Genomic DNA, 14,130 nt, shown 5'->3' with positions numbered 1-14,130 from the left:
GCGAAGCTCAGGAGGAGGGCGCGGGATCACGCGGTAGACTAGCAGCGGTGAGCAGCGACGATGAGTGGCTTTCGGCGGTCCTGGCCGCGGCCCGTAGCGAGGAGGACCAGGCCCTCGAGCGCGCCCGGGCGGAGGCGCTGGCCAAGGGCAAGGAGCCCTTCGACCTCGACCGGCTCTACGCGCTGTGGCCGTGGTGCCCCGACGGGCGGCTCTCGCAGGCGCAGCGCGAGCGCCAGCGGCCGGAGCTGGCGCGCAGCTGGGCCACGGACTACTACCTGCGCCATCCCGAGGTGATGACACTCGAGGACTTTGCGAGCCTGATGCGGGAGCTGCAGAGCCAGGGCGCGTTCGATTGAGGCGAGGTCACGACTCGGTTTCGAAGCGCACGCGGGCCGTATCGGGGCCGCACTGGGTCCAGACTGAGGGAAGATACTCGTGCCCGCGGCGCGGGCGAGGCTGCTACTGTCGGCTCATGCTCGCTCGCGTCGGCCGGCTCTCGCTCGCGGCATGCGTCGCGCTGGTGCTGCTCTCGCCGGCGAAGGCCGCGGCCTGCCTGTGGGATCAGGAGACCTACGCGGCCGAGGCCGAGGCGCTGCCCTGCGTGGTCGATGCGCTCGTCGGGGCTTACATCAAGCACACGGACGCCTACTACGAAAAGCGCATCGAGGCCGCGGACGCCGGCCTGGCCGTCGCGCCCAAGTGGCTCGGCGGCTTCGACATGAAGGCCGTCGCGTTGATCCACCTCGGCCGCCTCGACGAAGCCCGCGAGGTGCTCGAGCGGCGAGCCGCGATCGACCCGGACGGCTACGCGACCCACGCCAACCTCGGGACGCTCTACACCTTCACGGGGGAGTACGCGCGCGCGCTCGAGCACATCGACCGCGCCCTCGAGCTCGAGCCGCAGGCCCACTTTGGGCGCGAGCGGATCCACCGACAGCTCGTCGAATTTCTAGCGAGCCTCGAGGCGGGCGAGGACGTCGGTGAGCGAGACTTTCTCGGCCTCGAGCTGAGCGACGAGCAGCGCTACGAGGGCAGCGTGGCGGCCTACGAGGCCGCCGGCCTCGACGACTCGGTGATCGACGCGCTCGTCGCGATGATCGCCGTCTACGGGGCAGAGAGCATCTCCCACATTCACTACGCCCTCGCCAACGCGCTCGCGCTGCGCGGCGAGCGACGCCTGGCCCACAGCGCCTACGAGCGCGCCGCGGAGCTTCGCCACCCGCTGCGGGCCAAGTTCTCGCCGTGGCGCGAGGCCCTCGAGCAGCGCTTCATCAGCGAGCGCTACGGGCCCAAGCCCAAGCTGCGAGAGGGCTGCTATCTGCCCCTCGACAAGTACTTCGCGGCGCTGCGGCGGCGGGCTGGGAAGTACCGCAAGGCCTACGCGCGGTGGGAGGAGAAGGCGGTCGCGGACGGCCTGCCGGTGTGGACGCGGGCGGGGCTCGACGCGATCTACGAGCAGCGCGGCGCCATCGAGATCGAGGTCATCGGCGCCTACCCCAGCTACCACCCGCGCTGTCCAGCGCCCGGCGTGATCCGCTCCGCGGGCCAGGAGCCCTACGAGGGGCAGGAGGAAGAATGCATGGAGGTCGAGGAGTGAGGGTCTTTTGGGTGTCACGGTGCTGGTGCTCGGCTGCGGCCTCGGCTGCATGACCCGCTCGCACGAGCAGGGGGCGGAGGGGGGAGACGACGCGTCGCGGCCGGCTCCGGCGAGCGCAGGGGCGACGGCCGAGCCGGGAGCGGACTCGTCGGGAGCGGCCGAAGCAGACGCGGGCGAGCAGGAGGCGCAGGAGCAGGGCTCGGCGCCCGCGGGTCCGAGCGCCGAAGCGCGGGCCTGGGTGGAGGCCGCAGAGGCTGTCGCCAGCGCCTATGAAGGCGAAGGCGAAGCCGAAGCCGCCAAGCAAGCGCCGAGCTGCGAGGAGGTCGCCGCGCGCCTCGAGTCCGCCAGCGATGCGTTGGCGACTCTGGCTGGAGCGAGCGACGCGGTCGCCGTCGAGGTCCAAGGTGATGCGCAGCTCGGGCCGCGGCTGGAGCGGGCGATGGCGCGCGTCGTCTCGGGCCGGTTGCGCTGCCCCTAGGCGCCGCGCTGGGTTTCACTACGGGCTCCTAGGCGCCCAGACGCGACGCGAGGGCGCAGACTCGACGAGTCGGCGCCCTCGCAGCCCGCGAACGAGGGGGCGGGATGGGACAGGCTCAGTCCGTGTCGGGCACGGGGAAGCGCATGGTCACGAACTCCTCGGCCGCCGAGGGGTGGATGCCCATGGTGCGATCGAAGTCGCGCTTGGTCGCCCCGCACTTGAGGGCGATCGCCAGGCCCTGGATGATCTCCGGCGCGTCTTCGCCGACCATGTGGGCCCCGAGCACGACGCCGCTGGGCTTGTCGACCACGAGCTTGCAGGTGATCCGCTCGGCGCGGCCGGAGAGCGTGGCCTTCATCGGCCGAAAGCGCGTGCAGTAGACCTCGACGGACTCGTGGCGCTCGCGGGCCTCCTGCTCGGTCAGGCCCACGGTGGCCACGGGCGGGCGCGAGAACACGGCGGTGGGGATGTTGTCGCGCTCGGTGATCAGCGGCTTGCGGTTGAACAGGGTCTCGGCCAGGGCGCGGCCCTCCGCGATCGCCACCGGGGTGAGGTTGATGCGGTGGGTGACGTCGCCGATCGCGTAGATGTTGGGCACCGCGGTCCGGTTGCGCTCGTCGACGACGATGGCCGCGTCGCGCCGGGTCTCGATGCCGACCATCTCGAGGCCCAGGCCGGCGCTCGCGGGCTTGCGGCCGGTGGCGTAGAGCAGCGCGTCGGTCTCGTGGAACTCGTCGTGGTCGAGGAGCAGGCTCAGCGAGCCGTCGCTGCGCTCGTCGATGCTGCGGACCCGGACCTCGGTGAGGATCTCGACCCCGCGGGCGTTCATCTCCTCGGCCAGGCGCTCGCGGATCTCGTCGTCGAAGCCGCGCAGCACGTTGTCGCCGCGCAGGAGCATGGTGACCTTGGCGCCGGCGGCGTTGAAGATGCCCGCGAACTCGACCCCGATGTAGCCGCCGCCGACGATGGTCACGCGCTTGGGCAGCTCGGGCAGCTCGAGGGCCTCGTTGGAGGTGATCGCCAGGTCGATGCCGGGGATGTCGGGGAGCTCGGGCCAGCCGCCGGTGGCGATCAGGATGTACTTGGCGGTGTAGCGCTTGTCGCCGACCTCGACGGTGTGGGCGTCGATCAGCTTGCCGCGACCCTCGATCAGCTCGACCTTGGAGTCGCGCAGCAGGCGACGATAGATCTGCTCGAGGCGGTCGAGCTCGGCCTCCTTGGCGGCCATGAGCTTGGGCCAGTCGAGCTTGGGCTCGGGCACGGACCAGCCGAAGCCGGCCGCGTCGGCGAAGTGCTCGGCGAAGCTGGCCGCGTAGACGAGCAGCTTCTTGGGCACGCAGCCGCGCATGACGCAGGTCCCGCCCACGCGCGAGCCCTCGCAGATCGCAACCTTGGCCCCGTACTCGCCGGCGCGCCGGCTGGCCGCGACGCCGCCCGAGCCGGCGCCAATGGTGAAGAGATCGAAGTCGAATTCCGGCACGCGGCAGGTGTAGCAGGGCTGACAGCGGGGCGCGAGGGCGGTCGCGGCGGCCTGCCCCTGTCCCAGCTCGGGCAGCTCGGGCAGCTCGGGCAGCTCGGGCAGCTCGGCTGGCTCGCCCCGCGTGGGGTTGTTAGGGTTCGCCCGCCCAGCTCGCCCCGCGAGCGCCCGGGATCACCCGACCGACCGAAAACCGCCATGGAGAGCCTCGCCCGCCTCGCGATCGTCGCGCTGCCCTTCGCGGTGCTGCTGCTCCTGCTCGGCCTCGGGCTGATCATCCACGTGCTCGCCAGCGAGGGCCGCTCGCGCAGCGCCTCGCTCTCGCGGGTGGTCGGCGGCCTCAACCTCGGGCTGATCTTGCCCCTGGGCGCGGTCGCCTGGGCCAGCGAGACCACCGACGTGCGCCTGATGTTCATGTTCGTGGCGCTCGTGTTCGCGCTCTTGGGGTTCATGGGCCTGCGGGTGCCCCGGCGCTTCGTGGATTGAGGCCGCCGCTTTGAGGTAGCTTGTCCGCGCCATGATCATCATCGACCGGCGCTCCTGGCTCGCCCAGGTGTTCATGTTCAAGGGCACCACGTTGACCGTGATCTGGAAGCGGGTCGCGGTCTCGATGGCCGTCGCCATCGGCGTGACCTGGACGTCCCAGCACGTGCCCGAGTTTCACCCCAAGCTCACGCACCTGCCCTTCACGCTGATCGGCCTGGCGCTGTCGATCTTCCTCGGTTTCCGCAACAACACCGGCTACGACCGGTTCTGGGAGGGGCGCAAGCTGTGGGGGCGCATGGTCAACGTCTCGCGCAGCTTCACGCGCCAGCTGCTCACGCTGATCGGCCCGCGGATGATCGACGCCCAGGGCGACCACGAGCTCGCGGCCGAGGAGCGCGAGCAGGTCGAGGCCGTGCGCGGCGAGCTGGTCCACGCGCTGATCGCCTACGTCCACGCCTTTCGCCACCATCTGCGCGACGAAGACTCCCTCGACGAGCTGCGCGGGCTGATCCCCGACGAGCTGCGCGCCAGCCTGATCGACGAGTACAACCGCCCGGTGGCGATCCTCCAGTGGTTGGGCGACCGCCTGCGCTGGCTCTACGACCGCGGCTGGGTCCACCCCATGCACCTGCCGGCGCTCGAGGACAGCCTGACCGAGATGACCTCGGTCCAGGGCGCCTGCGAGCGCATCAAGTCGACGCCGATCCCCGCCAGCTACACCGTGCTGATCCACCGGATCGTGCTGCTCTACTGCGTGGGCCTGCCCTTCGGCATCGTCGATCAGGTCGGCGCGTGGACGCCGGTGGTCGTGGGCCTGGTCGCCTACGCTTTTTATGGCCTCGACTCCGTGGGCACGGAGATCGAAAACCCCTTTGGCAAGGACCCCAACGACCTCCCGCTGACCACGCTGTCACGGATGATCGAGGTCAACTTGCGCCAGCGCCTGGGCGAAGATCGCAGCGCCTTGCCCGAGCTGCTCGAGCCCGACGACGGGATTCTTCAGTAGCCGGTGCGCCGTGAGTGGGGCATCGTGCCCCACCTCTCGGGCAGTCGAGCGGAAACGACCAAGGCGCCCTGAGCCGCAGCTAGTGTGCGCTCCAGGGCGTTTTTTTGACGATCCATCGACGAGACCGATGGCGGCCCGGGGTCCGGTATCGGTCTCGTCGATGTGAGCGATTGATGGCGTCTAGTGGTCGCAACGCCGGCGGCCCTGAACACTCCATCGAAATGCGTCGCTGGATCGACACGAGCTTACCCATACTTTTTCTCTCGGCCCTCCTGCCGGCCTGTCAGACCGACGAGCCCGGCGAGGACGACGACACCGGGACCTCCGATACGGGGGACACCACCACCGGCGATACGGGTGAAACCGACACTGGCGAGACCGGCGGAGAAGAGCTGCTGTTCTTCCCCGGGGCGACCAAGGGCGGTCCAATCGCGGCCTCGCCCGACGGCACCCGCCTGGCGGTGGTCAACTCTGGGAGCGGCGAGCTGACGATCTTCTCGCTGCCTGGCCTCACGGAAGAGGCGCGCCTGGTGCTCGGCGGTGAACCGGAGTCGGTGTCCTTCTCGCCCGAGAGCGACGCGATCTTCGTGGTCCTGCGCGAGGAGGGCACGGTCGCCCGCATCGGTGGGTTGGACACCGGCCCCACCCTCGAGAACAAGGTCACGGTCGGGGCCGAGCCCGGCCGCGCGGCGCTCTCGGCCGCGGGCACGACCTTGTGGGTCCCGCTGTGGGCCGAGGGCTACGTGATCGCGGTGGACACCGAGAGCATGCAGATCACCCAGGAGATCGAGACGGGGGGATCGCCCTACGCGGTCTGCGTGACCAACGACCTCGACGCCGAAGAGGGCGACGAGACCGTGTTCGTGACCGACTTCTACGGCGTGGCCGCCGGCGGCCGCGAGGCGACCGACAACGCCCGCGAGGGCCGGGTGTTCACGATCACCGGCGAGGGCGAGCTCGGCGAGCTGCGCCTGCCCGCGCTGACCAGCTCGGGCACGGCGGGCTTCGAGTCGACGGGGGCCTACCCCAACCAGCTCTACTCGTGCGCGATCAACAAGGGCACGCTCTACGTGAGCAGCGTCGGCGCCTCGCCGGCCTCCTTCGAGGGCGGGACCGACTTCCACCAAAACCTCCAGGGCCTCGTGCACCGGGTGGACGTCGAGAGCCTCACCCCCGAGTCCCAGCCCATCGACCTCAACGGCCTGGTCGACGAGCTCGACGCGCCCAAGCGTTTCATCCCGATCCCCACGGACATCGCCTTCGCCGACAACACCGAGTTCGCCTACTTCTCCTCGCTGAGCTCCGACAGCGTGCTGCGTGTGGACTTCTCGGCCAACCCGATCAAGGCCGGCTCGCTCTCCGGGGCCAGCTTCCTGGGCGCGAGCCGCTCGCCCATGGGCGTGGCGATCTCGAGCACCAACATGTACACGGCCAACGAGGTCGCGCGCAGCATCTCCCACATCGACCTGGCCGAGCAGGAGACCGTGACCGCCGACATCAGCTCGGCGAGCTCACCGAGCGACGCCGCGGGCATCGAGGCCCTCCAGGGCCAGCGCTTCTTCAACACCGGCCTGGGTCGGTGGTCGGCCAACGGCTGGGTGAGCTGCGCTGGTTGCCACCCCTTTGGGACCACCGACAACGTGACCTGGTCCTTCCCCGCGGGCCCGCGCCAGACCGTGGACACCTCGGCGAGCTTCAACGCCGGCGGGACCGAGCAGCGGATCTTGAACTGGACGGCGATCTTCGACGAGATCCATGACTTCGAGCTCAACACTCGCGGAGTCGCCGGGGGCACCGGCGCGATCGTCAGCGACACCGCGCTCAACGACAACGGCTCGCCGAACGCCGAGGTCCGCATCGACATCGTCGGTGAGGGCGGCGTCGCCGACCCGATCAACGCCTTCAACCGCGGCTCGGCCCGCGGCGCGGCGCTGACCGGGGCCACGCCCGACGACTGGGACGCGATCGAGACCTACATCGCTAGCTTGCGCTCGCCCAAGGCGCCCACGCGCCTCGACGGGGATCCCCTCGCGGGCCGCACGGTGTTCGACGACGGCGGCTGCGACAACTGCCACAGCGGCTCGCTGTGGACGATCTCGCGGCGCAGCTACACCCCGGCCTTCAACGCCAACGACGGCAGCGACCTCGACGAGCGCGCGCTGACCTTGCTCGAGGCCGGCGTGTCCTCGACCGGTGACGTGCGCGCGGATCAGCTCACGAGCACCGATGTCAGCGAGCTGACCGTGCTCGCCAACGATCAAAACGGGCGCCCGCGCGCCACGTCTGCGTGTCGCGGATTGTCGGGACCTTCGATGTCGACGGTCCGGCCAGCCACGGCGCCGAGGAGCTGCGCCAAAACGGCGCGACCGCCCAGGGCGCCGACGGCTACAACGTGCCCTCGCTGCTCGGCGTGGGCCAGGGCGCTCCCTACCTGCACAACGGCTCGGCCGAGAGCCTCGAGGAGCTGCTCGATCCCAGCGGGGACTTCACCGCCCACCTGCGGGCGGGCAACCAGGTGTTCGGGCCGACGGATGAGCAGCTCGCGGATCTGATCGCCTTTGTCAAGGCGATCGACGACGACACCGAGACCTTCGCGGTCGACTCCGATCAGGACTTCTGTCCGAGCAACGTGCCGCAGCAGCAGTGAAGTCGTGACGCTGCGGCGAGCTGAGCTCTCGTAACGTGGGGGGAAAGAGCACCAGGCGGCGGTCGGTGCCGGTCGCACCGACCGCCGCCTTGGGGCATGATGGCCAGGCAATGGACCTGGTTCATCTGCGCTACTTCCGCGTGATCGCGGAGGTCGGCAACCTGACCGCAGCGGCGAAGCAGCTCGGCGTGGCCCAGTCCACGCTCACGGCGGCGGTCAAACGCCTCGAGGAGCACCTCGAGAGCAAGCTCCTGCTCCGAAACCCGCGCGGCGTGACGGTCACGCCCACCGGCCGAGCCCTGGCGACCTCCGCCTGCGAGATCCTCGGGATGGTCGACGAGATGGAGGAGCGGATCCGCGGGCTCGAGTGCGGCGACGCGGGCGAGTTCGTGATCGGCTGCCACGAGTCGCTGGGTGCCTACTTCTTGCCGGCGTTCATGAGCGCCTTCTTGGCAGCCAGCCCCGGCATCGAGATCCGCGTGTGGAACGGGACGTCGGCGGGAGTGCGCGAGGCGGTCATCGATCGCCGCGTGCACTTTGGGTTGATCGTCAACCCGCTGCCCCACGACGAGCTGGTGATGGTCGAGGCCTTCCGCGACGCCGTGGCCTTGGTCGGCCGCGTCGACGGCCTGGCCGCGCCCGGCAGCCGCGAAGAGATCGAGTCCAGGCTCCGCAACTCGCCGTTGATCTACGCCGGGCGCGTGGACCAGTGCCAGCAGATCGTCGACACCTTGCGCGGGATGGACCTGCTGCCCGAGCGGCTGCTGACCACCGGCGACCTCGGCTTGCCAAGACCCTGGTGCTCGCGGGCCTGGGCGTGGGGATCCTGCCGCGGCGCGTGGCCAACTACGGCCACGAGGGCGAGCTCGTGGTGATGCACCCCGAGCTCCGCAGATCCCCGATCGCATCTTGCTGTGCTTTCGCGCCGACGCTCACCGGACGGCGGCGTGGCGGCGGACCAAGCAGGCCCTGCTCGCCCACGCCGAGCGCATCGCGCCCATCCCAGGCGAGCGCGGGGAGCCGGGCGCGTAGGAGCCCGTGGTGAAACCCAACACGACACCTCGCTTGTTCTTTTCGCCGAGGGCTTTGTCGCCAAAACTTGCAGTACGCCCGGTACAGCGGCGTTTTGGCTTCGCGCCCTCGACGAAAAACCCGGCGCCAGGAGCCGCGCTGGGTTCCACCACGGGCTCCTAGCCGCAGTCCTCGCGCAGCTTGGCCAGGGACGCCTCCGCGTCCTTGCGGTCGTCCTCGTACTTGTCCTTCTCCGCGTAGGTCACGAAGTGCTCGTAGTAGGTGATCGCCTCCTCTCTCACAGTCACCGACCTGCTCCGCCGCCTGCCGACCTTGAGCGCGAAACCGTGCTTGCCAGGGACGAGCTGATAGGCCTGCTCGTAGAGCCCGAGCGCCCCTCCCAGTCGCCCTCCGCGGCCTTGCCCTCGGCCTCCACGTAGTAGCCCTTGGCCTTCTCGAGCCGCTCTTCTTCGCTGAGCTCCGGCTCGACCGGCTGCGGCGCGGGCTCGGGCTCGAGGCTCTCGTCCGGCACCCAGGTGTCGTCCTCGGGCTTGGTGGTCTCCTCCTCCTGGTTCTTCTTGCACGCCGGCGCCCACACGAGCGCGGTCAGGAGCAGGAACACGATCGACTTGCTTCGCATCGCCGCGCAGTATTGCACGGCCTCCGAGACCCTGTAGAGGCCCAAAGATGCCCTCTTCAATCCCTGCGACTTGTTAGTTTCGTTAGCGGTGTGGCTCACCATGTCGGCACGCCTCGCCATTCACTACACCGCCTGCCCCTGATACCGTCTGCTCGTGGCTCGCAAGCTTCGATTCACTGCTCTCGCGTCCGGCCTCGCGCTCGCGGCGCTCGCGGCGGCCTGTACCCCACAAAAGCCACAGCCCACCCACAGCAGGTCGAGCTCAGCCCGGAGCAAAAGCTCGCCAAAACACAAGGTGAAGCGGTCCGGGCGATGCTCGCCCCGATCCACGCCGCGGTCCCGGAGCCCGCCAGCGCGACGGTGCGACCCTGCCCCCAGCTGCGAGGGCGCGCCTTCAACCTGTCCTGGGGTCGCCTCGATCAGCTGGTCGCCGGCACCCCGGCCGAGACCCGCAATGAGGGCAGCGCCGATATCCTGCCCTTCAACGACGACGAATTCTCCACGCCCAAACACTACCGCGGCAAGGGCCTGCACAAGGCCGACGCCCAAGACCTCGCCCGCGTCGCCCGGGCCCACGAGCGCATGCCCTCCATCGAGTACGTGCGCGTCGCTCGAAGCGAGCGCTACGTCCCGCCGCAGCTGTCCGAAGACGACGCCTTCGAGCCCGGCTCGCTCAGCGGCTGGCTCATGGTCTTCGACCGCGAGGGCGAGCTGGTCTGCGCCGTGCGGGCGCAGGTCGAGAGCAGCGAGAGCGTCAACGTGAACGCCCCGATGCGCTCCAGGACGAGGACCGAGCCAGGCAAGTGAGCGAGACGACCCTGCTGGTGGATCTGACCCAGCACCTGGCTGGTGCGCTGCGCGAGGCGGCCAAGCCGGCGCAGCGTGCCGTGCCAACAACGCCACCGGTCGTCGACGAGCCCTGAGGCCGCGCTCACCGACGCGAGACGCCAAAGCTCCCGTTGGCCGTGGGCCGGAAGCCAAACGCGCCCTGCATCGAGGACGGGAGGCTCAGCGTATAGTCCGGGGTGTTCGGTCCGATGAGCGTGTGCACGAGCACCGTCGACGGCGACAAGCGCCGACCGTCCCAGGACCACATCACGTTCTTCATCGGCCCGCTCGTGCAGGACTTGGTCGCGAGCGCCGCGAGCCGGGCCTGGCCGTCGCCGGGCCGGGCCGGGGTCCAGGCGAGCGCCTCGCCAGCGGCCACGATCACATGGGGCGCGCTCCCCCACAGCGCCTCGGGGAGCGCCAGCCAGATCAGCGAGGCCCCCTCGCCCTGCTCGCGCGCCGGATCCTCTTCGCCGAGGGCCGCGTCGATGCCGAGGGCGAGCAGCTCGGCGTCGGACTCGGGCAGACGCGCGCGCGCCTCGTTGGGCAGGCCGTCGAGGTCGAAGCCGTCGAGGACCACGCGAACCTCGAAGTCCCCGCCGACCGGCCGCGAGCAGGTCGCAAGGCCGTCGCGGCTGGTGTTGGTTCGCACGATCCGCGCGCGCAATTTGGCGCGCAGCTCGTTTTCGGACAAGGCGGCGATCTGCGGGCCGAGCTCGGCGAGGCGCTCGCCGGCGGCCGCCTCCATGGCCTCGTGCGTGGCGTCGGGGATGTACTTGCGCAGGAAAAAGCCGATCGCCACCTCCCAGCGCTCCTCCTCGGCGGACGCACACATCATCCGCAGCATGCGGAGGTTCTCGCGTCCCGAGCCGAGCGGGCCGTGGACGGTGATCTGGTCACCACGAAATTGGATCTTGCCGCCTCTATGCTCGACGTAGCGACGGACCGCGTCGTGGAGTTTCTGCTCGCGTCGGATATGGCGAAGACGGATCCCAACGTAGCCAAGGGCGATCAGCGCGCCGACGCCCCAGAGGATCTTCATGAAGATGGACATGGCCGTGCGTAGCACGAAGTCCGCCTTTCCTCTACGCCCTCTCAGCCATGACCAATATTGCCCCACTCGACCCAAAACAGCGTCAGTACCCAACGAGCGCGCTTTCTCGGCAGCGACTTGCTCTTTGTCCATCCCTGCTATCTTCCCCCCACGATGCTACCCGATGGTCAACCTCCAAACCCCTACGCACAGCCCACTCGAGCACCCGACCCAAACCCCTATGGGCCCCCGAATCCAATCCCCGCCTGGGCCGAGGGCTACGCCGAGGAAGACTACGTCCCCCAAGGCACCTACTGGGCGGCTTCGCGGCCGGCTTCGTTCTGGCGCTGCTCGGCTTGCTCGGAGTTTACATATTCGGCAAGGAGGAGACCAAGCGCGGTAGCCTCCACGGCTTCGGCATTCGCGTCGGTCTGTCGATGCTCTTTTGGATCTTCACCTTCGCCATGAGCTAGCGGCCCCTGTACTCCAGGAGGTGGCTCGCCCCTCCGGGCGAAAAAATCTCCTGTTTTTTCTCGAATCTCGCGTGGCGAAATTACAGCGCCCATCGCCTGGCTCGCGCTGCCACTCCGGCCCCCTCGAGCGGACAAAGGGCCACGGAGCGACGCTCAGCGGGCCCTCCCCCCTGTCCGAGTAAGTCCTCGACACACCTGCTCTCGTCGGCTCTTCGAGCTCGGCAAGCGAGCCCGCCTCTCGACGGGGACGCCGTGGCGCTGACGTCCGCCCCGCGGCGTTGCAAAATGAGCGCATGCGCTCCCCGAGAAACTGGCATCCACGCTCGGTTCCCCGTCTTGATGGCGACCCTCCTCGCGCCGGCGTGGGCCTGCACCAGCGTGCCTTTTTGCGAGCAGCAGCCCGACAAGTGTGTGGCTGGAGACGAGGGCGAGAGTGGAGGCAGCGACACGAGCGAGGACGCCAGCTCGACCGAAGACACGAGCGGAGCTGACAGTGACGGCGACAGCAGTGGCCGCTATGTGGCGACGGCGAGGTCGAGGGCGAAGAAGAATGCGACGACGCCAACGCGAATCGACGGTGACGGCTTGCGACAGCGACTGCACCTCGACACAGGTGGCCGCCATCACCCTCGGCGGCTACCACGGCTGCGCGTTGATCGACGGCGGCCGTCGGCGCTGCTGGGGACTCAACGACTCCGGCCAGCTCGGCTACGGCAACACCGACAACGTCGGCGACGACGAGCTACCCAGCGAGGTCGGTGACCTGCCGCTCCCGGGCCACCCTCACCACCCTCGAGCTCGGCGCCTATCACTCCTGCGCGCTCTTCGAGGACGACGCCCTGCGCTGCTGGGGCGCCAACGACTACGGCCAGCTCGGATACGGCGACACCTACGACCGCGGGGGCACCGAGAGCATCGCCAGCTTGGCGACGATCGACGCGCCCGCGTTCACCGACATCCAGCCGGCCTTCTATCACACCTGTGGGCTGACCGAGGGCGGCGAGGTCCACTGCTGGGGCCAGGGCGAGCTCGGTCAGCTCGGCTACGCCAGCGTCGCCAACATGCTCCTCCCGGGCGAGGCCGTGTCCCTCGGCGGGGCCGTGGCCAGGCTGATCGGCGGAGGCGAGCACGCCTGCGTCATCCTCGAAGACGACGGCAGCCTGCGCTGCTGGGGCTCCAACCACTACGGCCAGCTCGGCTACGGCGACACCGAGAACATCGGCGACGGCGAGCTCCCCGACACCGCCGGCCCGGTCCCGCTGCTCCCCGAGTCCCTGTCCCACGTCGACATCGTCGACCTCGTCACCGGCGGCCCCCACAACTGCGCCCTGCTCAGCAACGGCGAGGTCATGTGCTGGGGCAGGAACGACTACGGCCAGCTCGGCCTCGGCCAGTTCGGGAACATCGGCGACGACGAGCTCCCCGACTCGGTGCCCACCGTCGGCATCCCGGCCCGGCGGCGCAGATCAGCTTGGGCTTTCACCACACCTGCGCCCTGCTCACCAGCGGCGAGGTCACCTGCTGGGGCCGCGGCGACTACGGCCAGCTCGGCTACGGCGACACCAACCACGTCGGCAACAACGAGCTGCCCGAGGACGTGGGCTTCGTCGATCTCGACGCGAAGGTGCTGACCATCGCCGCCGGCGGCTATCACACCTGCGCGCTGCTCGCGGACCCGCGAGGTCCGCTGCTGGGGCCGCAACGACTCCGGCCAGCTCGGGCTGGGGCATATGGACAACATCGGCGACGATGAGCTCCCCCTGAGCGAAGCGCCGCTCTCGCTGCTCTGAGCGGCGCTCGCTCGCGCGAGAAAAAGCTGCCGGTCACAGGCTCGTGACAGCGCGAGCGCTGTGACCCCCGCGAAACTTCGGCCTGCTAACACGCCAGCGTGGCAGGTCGGCTCGCAGCCATGGCCCCTAGGAGCCCGTGGTGGAACCAGCGCGGTTCCTCGCGCCGGGGTTTTCGTCGAGGGCGCGAAGCCAAAACGCCGCTGTACCGGGCGTACCGCAAGTTTTGGCGACAACGCCATCGGCGGAAGGACCAAGCGAGGTGTCGTGTTGGGTTCACCACGGGCTCCTAGGCTCCTCACCTGCACGCGCTGCTGCTCTTTGCCGCGCTCGCGTGCAGCGACGCGGCCGAGCAGGCCGCCGAGCACACGCTGACGATCCGCGGCTCGGACACCATGGTGATCCTCGCCCAGCGCTGGCCGAGGCCTATATGGACGAGCACCCCGAGATCGCCGTGCAGGTCAGCGGGGGCGGCAGCGGGACGGGGATCACCGCGCTGATCGCGGGACCACCGACCTCGCCAACGCCAGCCGCGAGATCGCCGATAGCGAAGCCGAGCTGCTCGCCCGCGAGCGCGGCGTGCCGGTGTTCGAGACCACCGCGGCGATCGACGCCGTGGCGATCTACGTGCACCGCGACAACCCCATCGCCAGCGGTCCCTGGCCGA

18 protein-coding genes are annotated in these 14,130 nt (G+C 69.6%); 12 read left to right on the top strand and 6 right to left on the bottom strand.

From position 1 onward, the window contains the following. Positions 1-47 precede the first annotated feature (47 nt). The 3 genes from G6O69_RS38310 (at position 48) to G6O69_RS38300 (ending at position 2,075) form a co-directional block, all read left to right on the top strand. Entirely contained in the window at positions 48-356 is a 309-nt protein-coding gene (locus G6O69_RS38310; protein WP_172307855.1) for a hypothetical protein, read from the top strand. A 116-nt stretch (positions 357-472) separates the two neighbouring features. Beyond that, a complete protein-coding gene (locus G6O69_RS38305; RefSeq protein WP_172307854.1) occupies positions 473-1,597 on the top strand; it encodes a tetratricopeptide repeat protein in 1,125 nt (374 codons plus the stop codon). A 7-nt stretch (positions 1,598-1,604) separates the two neighbouring features. Then, positions 1,605-2,075 (top strand): hypothetical protein, encoded by a 471-nt coding sequence (locus G6O69_RS38300; RefSeq protein WP_176397376.1) that lies wholly within the window; start codon positions 1,605-1,607, stop codon positions 2,073-2,075. 115 nt (positions 2,076-2,190) lie between these two features. Here G6O69_RS38300 and gor read toward each other — a convergent pair whose 3' ends face one another. Then, positions 2,191-3,555 carry a glutathione-disulfide reductase gene (gor, locus tag G6O69_RS38295; RefSeq protein ID WP_172307852.1) on the bottom strand — a complete coding sequence of 455 codons (1,365 nt, stop codon included), beginning with the start codon at positions 3,553-3,555 and terminating at the stop codon, positions 2,191-2,193. A gap of 195 nt (positions 3,556-3,750) precedes the next feature. On the opposite strand from gor, the gene G6O69_RS38290 reads away from it, so the two are divergent. From G6O69_RS38290 to G6O69_RS41195, 6 genes are all read left to right on the top strand, one after another. Next, a complete protein-coding gene (locus G6O69_RS38290) occupies positions 3,751-4,038 on the top strand; it encodes a hypothetical protein (protein WP_172307851.1) in 288 nt (95 codons plus the stop codon). 31 nt (positions 4,039-4,069) lie between these two features. Continuing rightward, a complete protein-coding gene (locus G6O69_RS38285) occupies positions 4,070-5,044 on the top strand; it encodes a bestrophin family ion channel (protein ID WP_172307850.1) in 975 nt (324 codons plus the stop codon). A 221-nt stretch (positions 5,045-5,265) separates the two neighbouring features. Next, positions 5,266-7,596, top strand: a complete 2,331-nt coding sequence (locus tag G6O69_RS38280) for a hypothetical protein (protein WP_176397375.1) — start codon at positions 5,266-5,268, stop codon at positions 7,594-7,596. Continuing rightward, the gene (locus G6O69_RS41200) at positions 7,560-7,691 is read left to right on the top strand and encodes a hypothetical protein (RefSeq protein WP_255216848.1); all 132 of its coding nucleotides are present in this window, start codon (positions 7,560-7,562) and stop codon (positions 7,689-7,691) included. Before G6O69_RS38280 ends, G6O69_RS41200 begins: the two co-directional genes overlap by 37 nt. Positions 7,692-7,756: 65 nt before the next feature. Next, entirely contained in the window at positions 7,757-8,566 is an 810-nt protein-coding gene (locus G6O69_RS38275; protein WP_176397374.1) for a LysR family transcriptional regulator, read from the top strand. Positions 8,567-8,600: 34 nt separating this feature from the next. Further along, positions 8,601-8,723 carry a hypothetical protein gene (locus tag G6O69_RS41195; protein ID WP_255216847.1) on the top strand — a complete coding sequence of 41 codons (123 nt, stop codon included), beginning with the start codon at positions 8,601-8,603 and terminating at the stop codon, positions 8,721-8,723. A gap of 158 nt (positions 8,724-8,881) precedes the next feature. Here the strand turns inward: G6O69_RS41195 and G6O69_RS41190 are convergent, their stop codons facing one another. After that, the gene (locus tag G6O69_RS41190; RefSeq protein WP_255216846.1) at positions 8,882-9,010 is read right to left on the bottom strand and encodes a hypothetical protein; all 129 of its coding nucleotides are present in this window, start codon (positions 9,008-9,010) and stop codon (positions 8,882-8,884) included. Next, the gene (locus tag G6O69_RS38270) at positions 9,007-9,342 is read right to left on the bottom strand and encodes a hypothetical protein (protein WP_176397373.1); all 336 of its coding nucleotides are present in this window, start codon (positions 9,340-9,342) and stop codon (positions 9,007-9,009) included. Before G6O69_RS38270 ends, G6O69_RS41190 begins: the two co-directional genes overlap by 4 nt. Before the next feature lie 312 nt (positions 9,343-9,654). Here G6O69_RS38270 and G6O69_RS38265 point away from each other — a divergent pair, with 312 nt between their 5' ends. Continuing rightward, on the top strand, positions 9,655-10,149 hold the full coding sequence (locus tag G6O69_RS38265) for a hypothetical protein (RefSeq protein WP_176397372.1): 495 nt from the start codon (positions 9,655-9,657) through the stop codon (positions 10,147-10,149). 124 nt (positions 10,150-10,273) lie between these two features. Here G6O69_RS38265 and G6O69_RS38260 read toward each other — a convergent pair whose 3' ends face one another. Next, entirely contained in the window at positions 10,274-11,224 is a 951-nt protein-coding gene (locus G6O69_RS38260; protein ID WP_172305262.1) for a hypothetical protein, read from the bottom strand. A 791-nt stretch (positions 11,225-12,015) separates the two neighbouring features. Here G6O69_RS38260 and G6O69_RS41185 point away from each other — a divergent pair. Then, complete coding sequence (locus G6O69_RS41185; protein ID WP_255216845.1) at positions 12,016-12,438, top strand: hypothetical protein; 423 nt, start codon at positions 12,016-12,018, stop codon at positions 12,436-12,438. Further along, a complete protein-coding gene (locus G6O69_RS38250; protein ID WP_176397371.1) occupies positions 12,435-13,307 on the top strand; it encodes a hypothetical protein in 873 nt (290 codons plus the stop codon). Before G6O69_RS41185 ends, G6O69_RS38250 begins: the two co-directional genes overlap by 4 nt. A 454-nt stretch (positions 13,308-13,761) precedes the next feature. On the opposite strand, the gene G6O69_RS38240 is transcribed toward G6O69_RS38250, so the two are convergent. Both G6O69_RS38240 and G6O69_RS38235 read right to left on the bottom strand, forming a co-directional pair. Continuing rightward, positions 13,762-13,905: a hypothetical protein gene (locus G6O69_RS38240; RefSeq protein WP_176397370.1), complete on the bottom strand. Its 144-nt coding sequence runs from the start codon at positions 13,903-13,905 to the stop codon at positions 13,762-13,764. Then, positions 13,890-14,130 (bottom strand): hypothetical protein (locus G6O69_RS38235; protein WP_217910178.1); only part of this gene is annotated, 241 nt, incomplete at its 5' end. The genes G6O69_RS38235 and G6O69_RS38240, both read right to left, overlap by 16 nt.

The sequence above is a fragment of the Pseudenhygromyxa sp. WMMC2535 genome (assembly GCF_011083025.2).
The sequence above is the reverse complement of the archived record's forward strand: the minus strand, read 5'-3'. Positions and strand labels throughout refer to the sequence as shown.